Annotated in this window: 12 protein-coding genes; 5 read left to right on the top strand and 7 right to left on the bottom strand. The window is 67.4% G+C overall.

Annotated features, from left to right (window positions below; all coding sequences use genetic code 11):
* Positions 1 to 24: 24 nt before the first annotated feature.
* Together ACT53Q_RS00570 and ACT53Q_RS00565 are read right to left on the bottom strand one after the other, a co-directional pair.
* On the bottom strand, positions 25 to 510 hold the full coding sequence (locus tag ACT53Q_RS00570; protein ID WP_476184723.1) for a nuclear transport factor 2 family protein: 486 nt from the start codon (positions 508 to 510) through the stop codon (positions 25 to 27).
* 32 nt (positions 511 to 542) lie between these two features.
* The gene (locus tag ACT53Q_RS00565; protein WP_476184722.1) at positions 543 to 1,754 is read right to left on the bottom strand and encodes an acyltransferase family protein; all 1,212 of its coding nucleotides are present in this window, start codon (positions 1,752 to 1,754) and stop codon (positions 543 to 545) included.
* A gap of 150 nt (positions 1,755 to 1,904) precedes the next feature.
* Here ACT53Q_RS00565 and ACT53Q_RS00560 point away from each other — a divergent pair, with 150 nt between their 5' ends.
* The 4 genes from ACT53Q_RS00560 to ACT53Q_RS00545 all read left to right on the top strand — a co-directional run bounded on the left by ACT53Q_RS00560 (position 1,905) and on the right by ACT53Q_RS00545 (position 6,895).
* Positions 1,905 to 2,801 carry a LytTR family DNA-binding domain-containing protein gene (locus ACT53Q_RS00560; RefSeq protein WP_476184721.1) on the top strand — a complete coding sequence of 299 codons (897 nt, stop codon included), beginning with the start codon at positions 1,905 to 1,907 and terminating at the stop codon, positions 2,799 to 2,801.
* A gap of 81 nt (positions 2,802 to 2,882) precedes the next feature.
* Positions 2,883 to 4,011 (top strand): peptide chain release factor 2 gene (prfB, locus tag ACT53Q_RS00555; protein WP_476184720.1). Its coding sequence is split into 2 segments (ribosomal slippage): positions 2,883 to 2,957 and positions 2,959 to 4,011, totalling 1,128 coding nucleotides; the frame shifts between segments, so codons are not numbered across the junction.
* 64 nt (positions 4,012 to 4,075) lie between these two features.
* Entirely contained in the window at positions 4,076 to 5,584 is a 1,509-nt protein-coding gene (gene lysS / locus ACT53Q_RS00550) for a lysine--tRNA ligase (protein WP_476184719.1), read from the top strand.
* A 252-nt stretch (positions 5,585 to 5,836) separates the two neighbouring features.
* A complete protein-coding gene (locus ACT53Q_RS00545; protein WP_374298019.1) occupies positions 5,837 to 6,895 on the top strand; it encodes an HD-GYP domain-containing protein in 1,059 nt (352 codons plus the stop codon).
* 125 nt (positions 6,896 to 7,020) lie between these two features.
* Here the strand turns inward: ACT53Q_RS00545 and ACT53Q_RS00540 are convergent, their stop codons facing one another.
* Positions 7,021 to 7,392, bottom strand: coding sequence for an acyl carrier protein (locus ACT53Q_RS00540; RefSeq protein ID WP_476184718.1), 372 nt, complete (start codon positions 7,390 to 7,392; stop codon positions 7,021 to 7,023).
* 14 nt (positions 7,393 to 7,406) lie between these two features.
* Between ACT53Q_RS00540 and ACT53Q_RS00535 the strand changes: the two genes are divergently transcribed.
* Positions 7,407 to 9,533, top strand: a complete 2,127-nt coding sequence (locus tag ACT53Q_RS00535; protein WP_476184717.1) for an ATP-binding protein — start codon at positions 7,407 to 7,409, stop codon at positions 9,531 to 9,533.
* 24 nt (positions 9,534 to 9,557) lie between these two features.
* Here the strand turns inward: ACT53Q_RS00535 and ACT53Q_RS00530 are convergent, their stop codons facing one another.
* The 4 genes from ACT53Q_RS00530 to acnA form a co-directional block, all read right to left on the bottom strand.
* Entirely contained in the window at positions 9,558 to 10,466 is a 909-nt protein-coding gene (locus tag ACT53Q_RS00530) for a crotonase/enoyl-CoA hydratase family protein (protein WP_476184716.1), read from the bottom strand.
* A gap of 32 nt (positions 10,467 to 10,498) precedes the next feature.
* Positions 10,499 to 11,731, bottom strand: a complete 1,233-nt coding sequence (locus tag ACT53Q_RS00525; protein ID WP_476184715.1) for a beta-ketoacyl-[acyl-carrier-protein] synthase family protein — start codon at positions 11,729 to 11,731, stop codon at positions 10,499 to 10,501.
* Positions 11,732 to 12,195: 464 nt separating this feature from the next.
* Positions 12,196 to 13,878, bottom strand: coding sequence for a long-chain fatty acid--CoA ligase (locus ACT53Q_RS00520; protein ID WP_476184714.1), 1,683 nt, complete (start codon positions 13,876 to 13,878; stop codon positions 12,196 to 12,198).
* A gap of 239 nt (positions 13,879 to 14,117) precedes the next feature.
* Positions 14,118 to 16,886 carry an aconitate hydratase AcnA gene (acnA, locus tag ACT53Q_RS00515; protein ID WP_476184713.1) on the bottom strand — a complete coding sequence of 923 codons (2,769 nt, stop codon included), beginning with the start codon at positions 16,884 to 16,886 and terminating at the stop codon, positions 14,118 to 14,120.
* Positions 16,887 to 17,019: the final 133 nt, after the last annotated feature.

The following is a 17,019-nucleotide window of genomic DNA, read 5'->3' as shown; positions in this document are numbered from 1 at the left end:
GATGCCGGCGCGCCATCGCCCTGCCTATTCGGCGATCCGCGTCGTCTGCACGTTCACCACCTTCCATCTGCCGTCGCGCTTCACGTACACGTCGGTGTAGCGATAGTGCGTGCGGAACGGCTTGCCGTCCCACGTGCCGTGCAGGTCGGTGGTGCCGGTGAGCAGCGCGGTGTCGCCGTAGACGCGGACCTGGAAGTCCTCGACGGTGTAGGGGGCGATGGTCAGGCGCTCGTCGAGGATGCCGTCGAGGAACCCGGCCTTGTCGTGCCAGCCGCCGTCGCTGTCGATCTGCCGGAAGCCCGCGTCCATGTTCGTCGCCACCGCGTCGCGATCCTTGCGGACGATCGCCCGGTCCCAGGCCTCGGCCTGGCGCGTCAGCAGCGAGACGGTCGCGGTCTCCGCATCCGCCCGGTGCGCCGGTCCGGACGTGGCGCACGCGGCGACCGACACGCAGGCGAGGAGGGCCAGGCAGGGTGGAGCGAAGCGGCGGGTCGCGCGGCGGAGGGGCATGGGCGGGTCCGCAAGGGGCAAGGGGTTCGAGCCTACTGCACGTCCGCCGCCGCCGGCATGTGCGCGATCGGGCGGTTCGCGTGGGGTCGCGCCTTCGGCCCCAGCCCGAACAGCGGCCGCAGCCAGCGCACGCGGCGGATCATTTCGAAGCCGAGGAAGCACAGCGCGAAGGTCGCCAGCACCAGCAGCGGACCTTCGACGGCCGGCCGCAGCCCCAGCGGCTGGGCGTTGTGCGCCAGCACGACGATCACGGTCTGGTGGAGGATGTAGACCGGGAACACCGCCTCGCGCAGGTAGCGCAGTGCCGGCGTCTCGCGCACGATCCAGCCACGGGCGAAGCCGAGGATCGCGGCGATCGCGGTCCACTGGAACAGCGCCCAGACCGTCCGTTGCAGTATGCGCAGCGCCTCGGGCGGTGGCGTTGCGTCGTCGTAGCCGCTGCCGTGGAAGTACCAGACGATGAACGCGTAGCCGGCTGCGGCCAGCGCCAGTGCGATGCGGCGCTGGCGGTGCAGGGCGTCCCACACGGCTTCTCGCCGGGCGACGACGATGCCCAGCAGGAACAGCGGCAGGTACTGGGCGTGGTTGTACCAGTCGTCGACCAGCGCATGCGTCTGCTCGAACTTGTCGAGCAGGCCGAGGCGGGCGAGGGCGAGCCACAGCGACGGCCACAGCAGCAGGCCGACCCCGGTGAGGTGGCGCTCGCACCACGCGCCCGCCGCCTCGACGGCGCGCGGGAACCACCGCAGCCCCAGCCACGCGACCAGCGTGTAGACCCACAGGTACGCGACGAACCACAGGTGGTTCCAGGTCGGCACGTCCAGGCAGTCACCGTCGCGGCAGAAATTCGGATCGGCGTGCAGGTAGCGGCCCCAGAACGCCAGATAGCCGTCGTGGTAGCCGCCGGGCAATTGCTCCACGACCTCGTAGTAGGCCTGCGGGGCCACGACGACCAGCATCCCGAACACCAGCGGCACCAGCAGCCGCCACGAGCGCGCGCCGAGGAAACCCTTGCCCGTCGCTTCGCTCTTCGCGAACAGGAACGCGGTCGCCGTGCCGGACACCAGGAACAGCAGCGACAGCCGCCACGGCGAGCTGATCAGCATGAACGGCTCCAGCGCCTCGCTGGCGTAGGGACTCTTCACGTGCCAGTCCCAGGTCACGTAGTACATGCCGGTGTGGTACAGCACCAGCAGGAAGAAGGCGGCTACCCGGACCCAGTCCAGATCGTGTCGGCGCTGCATCGTCGTTTCTCCTCGGAAGTCGATGCAGTCTCGCTGCGACGCCCACGGTCGCCAGCGCCAAGTGCCTGATCGCGATGGAAAAGGGACGAGGCGCGGCCACGGCGGGACGAGCCGGGGGACGAATCGCGGGGCGCGCCCTAGAATGCGCCGATGCCCGCAAACGACGTCTCTACCCCCAGCCTCGGGACGCTGCCCGGTCCCGCCTGTTTCTGGCGGTGGCGGCGGCCGATCGAGGTCGCATTCTGGATCGTGATGACGGTGACCAACGCCGTCGCCAACACCATCACCGTGCGGATGGACATCCGCCGCGTCGGGCTGGATTTCGCCGATTGGGAGCCGGCCGTCTGGGAGTGGTCCAGCGGCGTGATGGTCCTCGCCCTCGTGCCCGGCGTGTTGGCCTGGACCCGGCGCGTGCCCTTCCAGTGGGACGGACTGGGCCGGCGGTTGGCCCTGCATCTGCTGGGCAGCGTGGTGTTCTCGCTGGTCCACGTGGTCGGCATGGTCGCGCTGCGCAAGCTGGCCTACGCGGCGCTCGGCGGGCACTACGACTTCGGCGACTGGCCGCGGGAGCTGATCTACGAGTACCTCAAGGACCTGCGCGGCTACCTGATGCTGGTCGCGATGATCGAGGCCTATCGCTTCATGATCCGCCGGCTGCAAGGCGAAGCCACGCTGCTGGGGCGTCCCGACGAGGGCGAGCCGGTGGAGCCGGTCGACCGCCCGGAGCGCTTCCTCGTCCGCAAGCTGGGCCGCGATTTCCTGATCGCCGCCGAGGACATCGAGTGGCTGCAGGCCGCCGGCAACTACGTCAACCTGCGGGTCCGCGGCCACGACTACCCGCTGCGCAGCACCATCGCGGGCATCGAGGCCCGGCTCGACGCCGCCCGATTCCAGCGCGTGCACCGCAGCTACATCGTCAACCTGGACCGGATCGCGTCGCTGGAGCCGCTGGACAGCGGCGATGCCCGGATCCACCTGCGCGACGGCGCGGTCGTGCCCTGCAGCCGCACCTACCGCGACGCCCTGCGCGCCCGCGTCGCCGCCTGAACCGGCCGTGGGCGCCCGGGCGCTGGTGGCGGCAGCGCGGCCTGCTAGAATCCCGGGTCTTTGCTGCAAGCGCACATCGCCATGATCGAACTCAACCCGATCCGCCAGCGCATCGCCGACCTCACCGGTCGGCTCGATGCGCTGAGGGGGTATCTTTGACTACGACGCCAAGGTCGAGCGTCTGGAAGAAGTCAACCGCGAACTGGAAAGCCCCGACGTCTGGAACGACGCCGAACGCGCGCAGGCCCTCGGCCGCGAGCGGTCCATGCTGGACAAGACCGTCAACGGCATCCGCGACCTGAAGGACGGCCTGGTCGGGGCGGGCGAACTGCTCGAACTGGTCGAGATGGAAGAGGACGACGACACCGCGCTGGCCATCCAGGCCGACGTCGAGCGCTATGCCCGTGGCGTCGAGCAACTGGAATTCCAGCGCATGTTCTCCGGCAAGATGGACGCCTCCAACGCGTTCGTCGACATCCAGGCCGGCGCCGGCGGCACCGAGGCGCAGGACTGGGCGGAAATGCTGCTGCGCATGTACCTGCGCTGGGCCGAATCGCGCGGCTGGAAGGCCGAGCTGATGGAAGTCAGCGGCGGCGACGTCGCCGGCATCAAGTCGGCCACGTTCCGGGTCGAGGGCGACTACGCCTACGGCTGGCTCAAGACCGAGATCGGCGTGCACCGCCTCGTGCGCAAGTCGCCGTTCGACTCCGACAACCGCCGCCACACCTCGTTCACCTCGGTGTTCGTGGCGCCGGAAGTCGACGACGACATCGAGATCGACATCAACCCGGCGGACCTGAAGACCGACGTGTACCGGTCGTCCGGCGCGGGTGGCCAGCACGTGAACAAGACCGAGTCCGCGGTCCGCATCACCCACGTACCGACGAATACGGTCGTCGCCTGCCAGACCGAGCGCAGCCAGCACGCCAACCGCGACCGCGCGATGAAGATGCTGAAGGCCAAGCTGTACGAGCTCGAAGTGCAGAAGCGCAATGCCGAGAAGGATGCGCTGGAAGCGACCAAGGCCGACATCGGCTGGGGCAGCCAGATCCGCAACTACGTGCTCGACCAGAGCCGCATCAAGGATCTGCGCACCGGCGTGGAGCGCAGCGACACCCAGAAGGTGCTCGACGGCGACCTCGACGAATTCCTCGAAGCCAGCCTGAAATCCGGGCTGGACGCCGGCGCCAAACGCAGCGACGCCGTCTGATCGCCGCCTGCCGCGCAGTGTTTCTTCCGATCACGCATCACGCCATCCCCACGCGAACACGACCATGACCGACGACCAGACCCTGCCGCCCGACGACAACGCCCTCATTGCGGAGCGTCGCGGCAAACTCGCGGCCCTGCGCGGGCAGGGCGTGGCGTTCCCGAACGACTTCGCGCGTCGCGACTACGCCCGCGACCTGCAGGACGCGTACGAGGACGCCGAGCGCTGGACCGGCGAGGCGCTGGAGGCCGAAGGCCGCCGTGTCGCCGTCGCCGGCCGGCTGATGGCCAAGCGCGTGATGGGCAAGGCCGCGTTCGCGCAGATCCAGGACATGACCGGCGCGATCCAGCTGTTCCTGCAGTCGAACGCGCTGGGCGAGACCTACGACGCCTTCAAGCACTGGGACGTCGGCGACATCGTCGGCGCCGAAGGCACGCTGATGCGCACGAAGACCGGCGAACTGTCGGTGAAGGTCGCATCGCTGCGCCTGCTCACCAAGTCGCTGCGCCCGCTGCCGGACAAGTGGCACGGGCTGGCGGACGTCGAGCAGCGCTATCGCCAGCGCTACGTCGACCTGATCGTCACGCCGGAGTCGCGCGAGGTCTTCCGCAAGCGTTCGCGCATCGTCTCGGCGATCCGCCGCTGGCTGGACGCGCGCCGCTTCCAGGAAGTCGAGACGCCGATGATGCATTACATCGCCGGCGGTGCGACCGCGCGCCCGTTCACCACGCACCACAACGCGCTGGACCTCGACCTGTACCTGCGCGTCGCGCCGGAGCTGTACCTCAAGCGCCTCGTCGTCGGCGGTTTCGAGCGGGTGTACGAGATCAACCGCAACTTCCGCAACGAAGGCGTCAGCACCCGGCACAACCCAGAGTTCACGATGCTCGAACTGTACGAGGCCTACGCCACGTACACCGAGGTGATGGACCTGACCGAAGGCCTGATCCGCGACGTCGCCCGCGAGGCCGTGGGCATCGACGAGGTGGTCTGGGACGGCAACACCATCGACATCGGCGCGCCGTTCCGCCGCTGGAAGCTGGAAGAAGCGGTGCGCGAGTGCAACCCGGAGATCTCCGTCGCGGATTGCCGCGATCGCGAGGCGCTGGCGGCGCACTGCGCGCGGCTGAAGATCCACGTCAAGCCGGCGTACGGCTGGGGCAAGCTGCTGCTGGAGATCTTCGAGAAGACGGTCGAGGCCGACCTGATCCAGCCGACCTTCATCACCCATTACCCGGTGGAAGTCTCGCCGCTGGCGCGCGAGTCGGACACCGAGCCGGGCATCACCGACCGTTTCGAGCTGTTCATCGGCGGCAAGGAGATGGCCAACGGCTTCTCCGAACTGAACGACCCCGAGGACCAGGCCGCGCGCTTCCGGGCGCAGGTCGAGGCGAAGGAGGGCGGCGACGACGAGGCCATGCACTACGACGCCGACTACATTCGCGCGCTGGAAGTGGGCCTGCCGCCGACCGGCGGCCTCGGCGTGGGCATCGACCGCCTGGTGATGCTGCTCACCGGCTCGGTCTCGATCCGCGACGTGCTGCTGTTCCCGTACATGCGCCCGGAATCCTGAAGATCGGCGGGTTTCCGGGTGAATCGCCCGATGCCGCGATCGCGGCGGACGTTGTCGCGATTCCGGCACGAAACACGCGATTTCCCGCTGGCCGCCCGCCCTCGGGACCGCCGTTTCGCTTAAGATGGTGACGAAACGGCAACATGCGAGACAAGGCACGGAAATTGCTTTAAATTTCCGTCCAGGAAGTCATCGCGCCATCCCATCACGACAGAGGCAAGGACGCACGGTATCCGCATGTGGGGCAACTCCGTGAAAATCGTCATCGTCGACGACCAGACGTCCGCGCGCACGATGTTGCGCCACATTCTCGAGGACATCAGCCCCGAGCTTGAGGTGTTCGACTTCGGCGATTCCGAGGAAGCGCTGCGCTGGTCCGAGAACAACCGTCCGGACCTGCTGCTGCTCGACTACCGCATGCCGGTCATCGACGGTCTGGAATTCGCGCGCCGGTTCCGCCGCTCGCTGGGCAACCGCGACGTGCCGATCGTGCTGGTCACGGTGGTCGGCGACGAACCGATCCGCCAGGCCGCGCTCGACGCCGGCGTCATCGACTTCCTGGTCAAGCCGGTGCGGCCGCGCGAACTGCGCGCCCGTTGCCGCAACCTGCTGCAGTTGCGCCAGCAGTCCGAATCGATCAAGCAGCGCGCGCTGTCGCTGGAACAGCGGCTGCTGTCGAGCATGCACGAGGTCGAGGAGCGCGAACGCGAGACGCTGTCGCGACTGGCGCGGGCGATCGAGTACCGCGACATCGGCACCAGTGCCTACCTCGAACGCATGGCGCATGTCGCCGGCCTGATCGCCGAAGGCCTCGGCATGTCCGAGGAAGAGGTCCGGCTGATCGAACTGGCTGCGCCGCTGCACGACATCGGCAAGATCGCCATCCCCGACGACGTGCTGCTCAAGCCCGGTCCGCTGGATGAACAGCAACTCGGCATCATGCGCCGGCATCCGCAGATCGGCCACGAGTTGCTCAGCGGCAGCCAGAACCGCTTCATCCAGGTCGGCGCGCTGATCGCGCTGCGCCATCACGAGCGCTTCGACGGCAGCGGTTATCCGGACGGCCTCAGCGGCCAGCAGATTCCGGTCGAGGCGCGCATCGTCGCCGTCGCCGACGTGTTCGACGCGCTGATCTCGCCGCGGCCGTACAAGGCGCCGTGGAGCTTCGACAACGCCCTCGACTTCCTGCAGGAGCAGAGCGGCAAGCTGTTCGATCCGCAGTGCGTGCAGGCGCTGGTGAACAACCGGGCGCGGCTCGAGGACATCTGCGAACGTTATTCCACGAGTTCGCCCAGACCTGGAATGCAATAGGTGAACGCCGGCCAGCCTGTCGTCCTGGGAATGCGGGAGACAGGGGCTCCGGCAGGGGGACGGGTGCGTCGCGGGAATGGTGCCGATTGGAGTGCGGCGACCCGCGTCGCGCGTCGTCGCAGGACTCAGGCGTCCATGTTCTGCGTGATGAGTTCGCACATGTCGCCGATCGATGGATTCGGCGGAAGGGTCATGCTCTGGAAGGAGAAATCCAGTTCGTCTTCCACGTCCAGCATCAGATCGACAAGGAGAATCGAATCGATGCCCAGATCCTGCTGTCGCGTCTCGGCGGTGACCGAAGCGGGGTCGATGCCGAATTTCTCGTGGAGCATGCGGATCAGATGCTCCATGATCCTGTTCTTTTCCACTTCGCGTCTCCTGACCGTTTCCGCTGCCGCTGCGGGCGAGGTTGCGCTTGACGACTTGGGCGACAGGGTCGCCGTTTCGGTTTTCGCGCGGAATTCCGCGCGAAAACGCTGGTCATGGTAGCACGTCACGAAGGGTCGCCGCGATGGAAAGCCGCTCTCAAAACCCGCATCTGACCGACAGCGTTCGCGCCCAGGCGACGCTGCGGTTGAAGCTGGGATTCCCGGTCCTGACACTGATCGTGGCCGCCATCGTGATGTGGGGCACCTCGTCGCCGGTGATCGGCGTGCGCGAGGTGGCGGGCCTGTCGGTCATCTACACGCTGTACAACCTCACCGCGTGGTACATGGCGCGCTACCAGCGCCTGCTGCCGGTGCGCGACCAGGTGCTGTTCACCGCGATCTTCGATCCGATCATGCTGTCCGCGTGGCTGTTCCTGATGGGACGCGCGTCGATCCTCTTCACCAGCTTCTACCTGTTCACGATCCTGGGCTTCGGTTTCCGGATCGGCATCCTGCCGATGCGCATCTGCCAGGCCGTCGCGATCGCGGGCTTCGGCCTGGTGGCGCTCTATTCGCCGGTCTGGCAGGGCGAAACCATGGCGGCGGTGTCGCACAGCGTGGTGCTGCTGATCGTCCCGCTGTACGCCTCGACCCTGATCCGCAACCTGCATGCGGCGAGGAACCACGCCGAGAGCGAGAGCAAGGCGAAGTCGCAACTGCTGGCCAACGTCAGCCATGAACTCCGCACGCCGCTGACCGGCATCGTGTCTTCGGCGCAGCTGATCGCGGCGGAACACCACGATCCGTCGATCCTCGAACGCGTCACCGCGATCCTCGACCTGTCCGCGGCGCTGGACGGCGAGATCAAGCAGTTGCTCGATCTGTCGAAGATGCAGTCCGGGACCGGCCAGAGCGAGATGACGACGTTCCGGCTGGACGCCGTGACGCGCCATCTCCGCATCGCGCTGGAACCGATCGCGCTGCGCAAGGGGATCGCGCTCGACATCGTCTACGACGACGGCATCGTCGCGCCCATCCTCGGTTACGAGCACGAGCTGACCAGCGTGCTCATGAACCTGGCCGGCAACGCGGTGAAGTTCACCGACAAGGGGCGGGTCACCGTCACCGTGTCGCTGATCCACGACCGCTCCGGCGAATACGTGGTCAGCTTCCGCGTCTCCGACACCGGCATCGGCATCCCGCAGGAACACCTCGACAAGATCTTCGAGCCTTTCTACCAGGTCGAGACCGGCTCCAAGCGCAAGTACGGCGGCACCGGCCTGGGCACGTCGATCGCCTACGAGCACGTGCGCCGCATGGGCGGCAACCTGCAGGTCGACAGCCGGGCGGGCGAGGGCAGCGTCTTCTGGTTCGAGCTGCGCCTGAAGAAGTCGCCGCACGAGGTGGCCGCGGTGCCGGAGCCGGCCCGCGACCTGCCCGAACCGGTCTCGCGGCGCCGGATCCTCATCGCCGACGACCACCCGGTCAACCTGCGCCTGCTGCAGGAGATGCTGCTCAAGGACGGGCACGACGTCGAGGCCGTGCATTCGGGCGTGGAAGCGCTGGAGTGCCTGGCGGCGAACGACTACGACGCCATCTTCCTCGACTTCAACATGACCGACATGGACGGCGCGCAGGTCTTCCAGATCTACCGCTTCGGCAAGGTGAAGACCGCGCCCACGTTCTTCATCACCGCCGACACCTCCGAAACCACGCAGCGGAAACTGCTCGCGGTCGGCGCGGGCGGGGTGATCCACAAGCCGATCACCTTCCACAAGCTGCGGTCGGCGCTGGTCGCGGACCCGGCCGACTACCCGCTGACGATCGGCGATGCGGAGCAGGCGACGCCGAAACAGAAGGAATCGCAGCCCGTCCTCGATGTGCGCAGCCAGCTCAAGATCGTGCCCGTCGAGTACATCAGCATGGACGCCATCGAGAATCTCCTGGAAATCAATTCGTCGCGTCAATTCCTCGAGGCGATGCTGGGCGACGCCATTTCCGACATCGACAAACTGGTCGAACAGCTCACCCGCAGCGCGGCCGCCGAGGACATCGAGGCGATCCGCCACGAGGCGCATTCGCTCAAGGGCGTGAGCCTGAGCGTGGGCGCCGTCCGACTCGCGTCCACCGCGGGCAGGCTGATGGGCCTGAGCGCGCAGGAATTGCGCGCCACGCGACACCAGTGGCTGCGCGAGGCGCAGGAACTCGCTGTCGAGAGCGTCAAATCACTCAACGCGATCCTCGAGAACCGCATCGCGCTGGATGGCTGATCGTGGCCGGGCTCGACCGCCGCGTCACGCCGCCATGCGATCCGCCGTCTTCGGCTTGCGGCCGCCTTCCTGCATGAGGATCAGCATGTCGAGGGTGCGCAGTTCCTCCTTCGTGAGCCCGATCGCCAGTTCCACCCAGTCCTTCACGATCTGCTCGGCTTCGGCATAGTCGAACGGCGACATGCGGATGCGGCTCTGCTGCACCTTGAGGAACGCCTTCTGCCGGGCGGTATGGCGCGCGATGTAGGCTTCGGTCGCGCGTTCGCCGGTGCCGGTGGGGCAGACCTCGTCGATCAGTCCCATGTCCAGCAACTGCTGCGCGGTGTAGATCTTGTTCTCGGTCATCATCCGCTCGGCGCGGATCGCGCCCACGCGGCGGGTCAGCAGGCCCATCGCGCCGGTGCAGGGGAAGAGGCCGAACATGATTTCAGGGAAGCCGAACGAGCTGTGTTCCTCGGCGATGATGTAGTCGGCGCTCAGCGCCATCTCGAAGCCGCCGCCGAGTGCGCGGCCCTGCACCAGGGCGATCGAGGTCATGCGGTCCTTGAGCAGGTTCGACCAGTCCGACAGCAGGTCCAGGCACTGGTTGGAATACGCCAGCAACGCATCGCTGTTGCCTTCGGCGATGCAGGTGCGGAAATGCTTGAGGTCGCCGCCGACGCTGAAGTATTCCGGATCCGAGGATTTCAGGACGAGGTAGCCGATGTCGGTCGTCGTCGAGCCGACCGGCCACTGGCCGTCGGTACGACGCAGGCCGTCGATGACGCTGCGCAGTTCGCCCAGCAGCGCCGGCGTGAAGTTGTGAACGCCCCGGTTCGCGTCGCGATGCAGGGTCAGCCACAGGCTGTCCCGCTTCTGTCGGCGGACTTCTGCGGTGACGCGGCTGTGGGTGTTGGCGGAAGCGAAGTTCATCAGCTGCGAGGTGACGTTCATGGGATTCTCCGGGGTGTCAAATGGAAAGGGGATCAAACTGCGGAAGAAAGGATCAGGGCTGCGTTGGTGCCGCCGAAACCGCAGGAGAACGAGAGCGCGTGTGCGATCTTCGTGCCCGTCGCGGCTTCGCCGGGGATATGGTTCAACGCGCATTTCGGGTCGATCTGGTCGAGATGCGCGGTGGCAGGGAGGGTGGACGTGCGGATCGCGGCGAGCGTGATCACGGCCTCGAGCGCGCTGGTCGCGCCCAGCAGGTGACCGTGCACGCCCTTGGTGGAACTCACCGCGGGCGCGCCCGATCCGGTGCCGAACACCGAGCGGATCGCGTCCGACTCGATCACGTCGCCGCCGGTGGTCGCGGTGGCATGGGCGTTGACGTAGCCGATGTCGCCGGGTGCCAGTTCGGCGCAGGCCAGCGCTTGCCGCAGGGTCGCGCGCTGGCCGTTCGAATCCGGCATGCCGATGTGCCAGGCGTCGCTGCCGATCGCGCAGCCGGCGACGTAGCCCAGGATCTCCGCGCCGCGCGCCCGCGCGTTGCGCTCGGATTCCAGCACGAGGAAGGCCGCGCCCTCGCCGACGACGAGACCGCTGCGCTGCGAGGAGAACGGCTTGCACGAGCGGGACGGGTCATGCGGGTCCAGCTTCGCGAGCGAGCGGGTGCCGTCGAACACGCCGAGCAGGCTCGCGGTCAGCGGCGCTTCGGCGCCGCCGGCGATGGCGACGTCGAGATGGCCGTCGGCGATCGCGCGCGCCGCCTCGGCGATCGCCACGCCCGAGGAACTGCAGGCGCTGGCGTGGGTGACGACCGGCCCGCGGACGATGCGGCGGATCGAGATCTGCGCCGCACCCGCGTTGCCCATGATCGCCATCGCGGTGAAGGGACGGGACGCCTGCCTGCCATCGACCAGCATCTGCCGGTACCAGGCTTGCGCAGTCGCCACGCCGCCGTTGACGTTGCCGTAGTGGACCGCCGCACGCATGCCGTAGGCGTCGAAATCGGTGTGGCCGGACTGCGCGATGGCCTGGTCGGCGGCCACGATCGCCATCTGCTGGCAGCGGTCCAGGAACGGCAGTTCCAGCGGCGTGAAGCGATCGTCGAACCGCGCCTGCACCACGCCGGCCGGGAACGTCTTCTTCAGCGGTGGCGCCTTGAATGGAACGATGCCGGATCGCGTCGACGCGATCGACGCCTCGACCTCGCCAATGCTGAGGCCGATGGGCGACAACACGCCGAGTCCCGTGATAGCGACTGGATTCCTGGCCATTGCGTGGCGATTTCCTGGTGCGGATTGGGCGACGCGCGGAATGCGCTGGGACGTGAGCGCCTGCGCGATGCTCCCTGCCATCGACGCTGCGCTTCGATTCCCGTGACAGTTCCGGATGCGGGAATCGGGTGGAGCCTGGATGGCCGGGCCATCCGTGCGGGACGCGTTCCCGCATGCCGATGCCGGCGGGACCCGGCGGTGGAGCGATGCCGGCGTCGGCATCGCCCGGGCATCGGCCCCCGGATCAGTGTGACTGCTGGCTGGTCATGAATCCCCCTGTGTTCGAGTACCGTCGACCGTCGCGGCGTGCTGGCTCCGGCAAACGGCTGCTTGATTTCCCGTCGACGACTGTATGCGCCGAATTGATTGAAACTTCAAGTTGTGCCGATGTCCAAAAAAAAGACCGGGAAATTGCTCCCGGTCTTTCTCTCAAAGTGCGACGGTTTTCGCTAATTCATCGCTAATCAACTGCTTCCCGATTTTTCGCGCAGTTCGCGACGCAGGATCTTGCCGACATTCGTCTTCGGCAGCTCGGTCCGGAATTCGACGAATTTCGGCTGCTTGTAACCGGTCAGATTCTCGCGGGCGTGCGCCTTCACCTGTTCGACGGACAGCGAAGGATCCTTCTTCACGATGACCACTTTCACCGCTTCGCCGGACTTGTCGTCGGGCACGCCGACGGCGGCCACTTCGAGCACGCCGGGCATCATCGCGATCACGTCCTCGACCTCGTTCGGGTACACGTTGAAACCGGAGACGAGGATCATGTCCTTCTTGCGGTCGACGATGTAGAAGAAACCGTTTTCATCCATCTTCGCCATGTCGCCGGTGTGCAGCCAGCCTTCGCCGTCGATGACCTTCGCGGTTTCTTCCGGGCGCTGCCAGTAGCCCTTCATGACCTGCGGACCCTTGATGCAGAGTTCGCCCACTTCGCCGATGCCGAGCAGGGTGTGGCCTTCCTCGTCCTTCAGGCACGCGGTGGTCGAAGGGATCGGCAGGCCGATGGCGCCGTTGTATTCGGGCAGGTCCAGCGGGTTCATGCAGGCGGCGGGCGAGGTCTCGGTCAGGCCGTAGGCCTCGACCAGCGTGCACTTGGTGACCTGCTTCCAGCGTTCCGCGACCGCCCGCTGCACGGCCATGCCGCCGCCGAGGGTGAGGCGCAGGTGCGAGAAGTCGACCTTGTCGAACCCGGGCGTGTTCAGCAGCCCGTTGAACAGCGTGTTGACGCCGGTGATGGCGGTGAAGGGAATGCTCGCGAGTTCCTTCACGAACCCGGGCATGTCGCGCGGATTGGTGATGAGGTGGTTGCGCGCGCCCAGCTTCATGAAGACCAGGCAGTTCGCGGTCAGCGCGAAGATGTGGTACAGCGGCAGCGCGGTGACGATCAGTTCGCTGCCTTCCTGCGTCATGCCGGAGACCCAGGCCGAGGCCTGCTGCATGTTCGCCACGAGGTTGCGATGGGTGAGCATCGCGCCCTTGGCGACGCCGGTGGTGCCGCCGGTGTACTGCAGGAAGGCGATGTCGTCGGAGGAGATCCGGACCTCGGGCAGTTCGTGCATCTGGCCGAGGGTGAGCGCGTTCTTGAAGCGGATCGCCGACGGGATGTCGTAGTCGGGGATCATCTTCTTCACGTGGCGCAGCATGAAGTTGACGATGCTGCCCTTGGGGAACGGCAGCATGTCGCCGAGCCCGGTGGCGACCACCTGCTTCACCGGCGTCTCCGCGAGCACGTCCTGCACCGTGCGGCCGAAGTTGTCGAGCACCACGATGACGCTGGCGCCGGAATCGACGAGCTGGTGCTTCAGCTCGCGCGGCGTGTACATCGGGTTGACGTTCACCACGGTCAGGCCGGCGCGCAGCACGCCGAAGATCGCGATCGGATACTGCAGGCAGTTGGGCATCATGATCGCGACGCGATCGCCCTTCTTGAGCTTGAGCTCGCCCAGCAGGTAGGCCGCGAACTGCTTGCTGTAGCGGTCGACCTCGGCGTAGGTGATGGAGCGCCCCATGTTCGAGAACGCGGTGCGGTCGCGGTATTTCTCCAGTGACGACTGGAGCACGGCGACGATCGAGGCGTACTCGTCGACATTCACCGTATCGGGGATGCCAGCCGGATAGCTCGCAAGCCAGGGACGCTCGAGATTCATTCAGACCCCTCCCAGGGAGTGTGCGTGTGGCCGCTGATGGCGGCTCTGGATGTGCGTCCGGATTGGAGCATAGCCTCCATATGGCCGCAAGACGCCGGCGTACGGCCCCCGATGCGAGCCGTTTCCATTGCCGGACCGGCCGCTGCCGTCCTCGTGCAGGCGAACCACGGGTTCGCGTGCCGTCGAGCGCCCTCGCGCCTGCGCGCGAGGGCCGGGTTTCCGCCCGTGACGAAGCGGGGTCAGCCCTTTTTCGTGGCGAGCTGTCGCAGCACGTAGTGCAGGATGCCGCCGTGGCGGAAATACTCGACTTCCTTCGGCGTCAGCAGCAGCACGCGGGCCTGGAAGCGGGCCTCGGTGCCGTCGCGGCGGCGGACCAGCACCTTCGCGGTCCGCGATTCGCCGTCGGCCAGACCGACGATGTCGAAGACCTCCGAGCCGTCCAGTCCCAGCGTCGCCGCGTTCTCGCCCTCGACGAACTGCAGCGGCAGCACGCCCATGCCGACCAGGTTCGCGCGATGGATGCGCTCGAAACTCTCCGCGATCACCGCGCGGACGCCCAGCAGCAACGTGCCCTTGGCCGCCCAGTCGCGGCTGGAGCCGGTGCCATATTCCTTGCCGGCCAGCACCACCAGCGGCACGCCCTCGGCCTTGTAGCGCATGGCGGCGTCGTAGATCGCGAGTTTCTCGCCCGACGGCTGGTGCAGGGTGTTGCCGCCTTCCTCGCCGCCGAGCATCAGGTTGCGGATGCGGATGTTGGCGAAGGTGCCGCGCACCATCACGTCGTCGTTGCCGCGGCGCGAGCCGTAGCTGTTGAAATCGGCCGGCGCCACGCCGCGCGACTGCAGGTGCAGTCCGGCGGGCGAGGTCGGCTTGATGCTGCCCGCCGGCGAGATGTGGTCGGTGGTGATCGAATCGCCGAACAGGCCCAGCACGCGCGCGCCGTGGATGTCCTCGATCCGGCCGACGTCGAGCGTCATGCCGTCGAAGTAGGGCGGGTGCTTGATGTAGGTCGAGGCCGGGTCCCAGGCGTAGGCATTGCCCTCGGGCGATGCCATCGCGTTCCAGCGTGCGTCGCCGGCGAAGACGTCGGCGTAGTTGCGCGTGAACATCTCCGGCCCGACGGTGGCGGCGATAAGGTCGCCGACTTCCTTCGCGCTCGGCCACAGGTCGCGCAGGAACACCGGCGCACCGTCGCTGCCGGTGCCCAGCGGGTCGCGGGTGAGGTCGATGTCGACCGTGCCGGCGAGCGCATACGCCACCACCAGCGGCGGCGAGGCGAGGTAGTTCATCTTCACCTCGGGATGCACGCGGCCCTCGAAATTGCGGTTGCCCGACAGCACCGACCCCACCGCCAGTTCGCCCTCGGCGATCGCCTTCGACACCGCGTCCGGCAGCGGGCCGGAGTTGCCGATGCAGGTGGTGCAGCCGTAGCCGACCACGTAGAAGCCCAGCGCTTCCAGGTCGTCCAGAACGCCGGCCTTCGCGAGGTAATCGGTGACCACGCGCGAGCCCGGGCCGAGCGAGGTCTTCACCCACGGTGCGGGCTTCAGGCCGCGCGCGACGGCGTTGCGGGCGAGCAGGCCGGCGCCCAGCATCACCGCGGGATTCGAGGTGTTGGTGCAGGAGGTGATCGCGGCGATCACCACCGAGCCGTCGCCCAGCGTGCAGTCGACGTCATGCAGGCGGACCTTCGCCCGCGGCGCTGCGGCCAGTTGTTCCGCCTGCGGCTGGCCGCCGCCTTCCTCGACGAAGTCCGAGACGGCGCCGTTGGTGGCCTTCGGCTTGCGGCCTGCGGTGAAACCGGCGAGGTGGCTGCGATAGTCGGCCTGCACGTCTTCCAGCAGCACGCGGTCCTGCGGGCGCTTCGGGCCGGCCAGCGACGGCCGCACGTCGGCGAGATCCAGCGCCAGCGTCGACGAATATTCCGGATGCGGGCTGTCCGGCGCATGCCACAGGCCCTGCGCCTTCGCGTAGGCCTCGACCAGTGCGATCTGCGCCTCGTCGCGACCCGACAGGCGCAGGTAGGTGAGCGATTCGGCGTCGATCGGGAAGAAGCCGCAGGTCGCGCCGTATTCCGGCGCCATGTTGGCGATGGTGGCGCGATCGGCCAGCGGCAGGTGCTGCAGGCCGTCGCCGTAGAACTCGACGAACTTGCCGACCACGCCGTGCTTGCGCAGCATCTGGGTGACGGTGAGCACCAGGTCGGTGGCGGTGCTGCCCTCCGGCAGCTTGCCGGTCAGCCGGAAGCCGACGACCTGCGGGATCAGCATCGACGAGGGCTGGCCGAGCATCGCCGCCTCGGCCTCGATCCCGCCCACGCCCCAGCCCAGCACGCCGATGCCGTTGATCATCGTCGTGTGGCTGTCGGTGCCGAACACGGTGTCCGGGAAGGCGACGGTCTCGGTGCCGCCGTCGGGCAGGGCGGCCTCGCGGGTCATCACCACCCGGGCGAGGTGTTCGAGGTTGACCTGGTGGACGATGCCGGTGTTCGGCGGCACCACCTTGAAGTCGGCGAACGCCTGCTGGCCCCAGCGCAGGAAGCCGTAGCGTTCGCGGTTGCGGTCGAATTCGATGCGGCCGTTGAGGTCCAGCGCCTCGCGCTTGCCGTAGACATCGACCTGGATCGAATGGTCGATCACCAGTTCGGACGGGATCAGCGGATTGATCCGGGTCGGGTCGCCGCCGAGGGCGCGCATCGCGTCGCGCATCGCGGCCAGATCGACCACGCAGGGCACGCCGGTGAAGTCCTGCAGCACCACCCGGGCCGGCATGAAGGCGATCTCGGTGTCCGGCTCCTTCGCCGGGTCCCAGGTGGCGACGGCGGCGATGTGGGCCGGCAGCACGGCGACGCCGTCCTCGTGGCGCAGCAGGTTCTCGAGCAGGATCCGCAGCGAGTAGGGCAGGCGGTCGAGGCGACCGAAGCGGGATTCCAGCCGCGGCAGGCTGAAATGGGCGAACCGGCGGCCATCGACGTCGAGTGGCGCACGGGTGCCGAAGGAATCGCGCATGGCGGGCTCCGGAGTGGGGGATGTCCCGATTATGGGCCCCGGCCGTGGCCGCCGCAGGACACCGGCGGCGGGATTGCGCGTTGCACGGCGCCAGTGGAGTATGCAAGGAAAAGTATGTATGATGAACGCATAC

The organism is Lysobacter sp. DMC97, from assembly GCF_056313745.1.
Note: the sequence above shows the minus strand (reverse complement) of the source record. Positions and strands in the feature narration are given on the sequence as shown.